Source organism: Paraburkholderia sp. Ac-20347, assembly GCF_017104805.1.
Lineage (GTDB): Bacteria > Pseudomonadota > Gammaproteobacteria > Burkholderiales > Burkholderiaceae > Paraburkholderia > Paraburkholderia tropica.
Window position 1 is genome coordinate 1 of sequence record NZ_JAAGPN010000585.1, and the last position, 1,274, is coordinate 1,274.

Consider the following 1,274-nt stretch of genomic DNA (forward strand, 5'->3'; position numbering starts at 1 on the left):
TGCGGATCGTAATACCGGAAACGGTTGTAGTGCAGACCCGATTCAGCATCGAAATACTGGCCCGGAAAGCGGATCGGGTTATCGATCTCATGCTTCAGATAGCGCCGCGTCTTGCCGTAGGCGCTGAGGTCTGCGGCCCATACGATTTGCCGACGATCATCGTAAAGCTCCTGGGGCGTGCCCAGGTGATCCGTCACGTAGTGGTACGCCGTCGCCCCTTCGAGCTTCGTGAGCGGTCCCGCATGGTTCGGGTGGGGCACGTAGGTGAGTGGCGTGACGCTGCCGCCGTTCGGACGAACTTCCTGCGCCATCCAGTCGCCATCCCATACAAACAGCGTCGTCCAGGTACGGCCTTCGGCGTCGGTATGGCGCTTCGCCGTGCGTCGTCCGAGTGCATCGTACTCGTAGCGGCTCGCGGCACCGTCTGCGTGCTCGATGTGGGTGAGTTGATGCGTGCCATCGTAGCGATAGCGCGTCGTGGGTGCATCTGCGGCTTCGGGCGTATCGGTCCGGGTTGCTGCAACGGTGCGCGCAACGCGATTACCGTGGCCGTCATAGGCGTATTGCGGCGACTGCACCACCGGCAGTTCCGGCGTCACCAGCGACAGCAGCCGGTCGCCCTGCGCGCGGCCTATGTGCGTCGCCTTACCATTGCTCACCGCCAGCAGGTTACCCGACGGGTCGTAGCTGAAATGCTCGCTGCTACGGCCCGCGTTTACGTCCACCAGCCGCGACGCCGCGTCGTACTGGTAATGGCGGCTATCGCGCAGCGCGTCGTGAATCGCCGTAATCTGCCCCGCGCTGTCTTGCTCGCAGCTTCGCCACGCGCGCGCGCGCTCCGACGGGTTGCCCCGGCTGTCCATGCCCTGCCATTCATGCGCGGCGAGCATGCCGGAGCCGCTGTAGCTGAACTGGTGATTGACCAGACCTTGCGTGCGCTGCGTCTCGCGGTGCAGTGCGTCGCGCTCGAATGCCGCCAGTGGTTCGCCGTTGAGCAGCACGCCGTGAACATGGCCCGAGCCGTAACGCTGCCATGCGAGCGCGCCCACATCCGGCAGGTGCGTGGTCGTGCGGTGCCCCAGCGCGTCCAGTTCGTGCGCCAGCCGCCAGACCTGGCCGTGATGCGCCTGCGTTTCATTTGTGCGCCGCCCCGCTGCGTCGTATTCGAACGTGACCTGGCTCGCCGTTTCACCTCGCCCACCCGGCGTAGTGGCCTGCGCCTGCGTGAGCAGACCGCGCGCGTCGTAGCGGTAGCTCGCGTGCGTGCCGTCGCT

1 protein-coding gene is annotated in these 1,274 nt (G+C 65.9%); it reads right to left on the reverse strand.

The features are described 5' to 3' along the window. On the reverse strand, positions 1-1,274 hold a 1,274-nt coding region (locus tag G3N97_RS38845; RefSeq protein WP_205998005.1), incomplete at both ends, for an RHS domain-containing protein.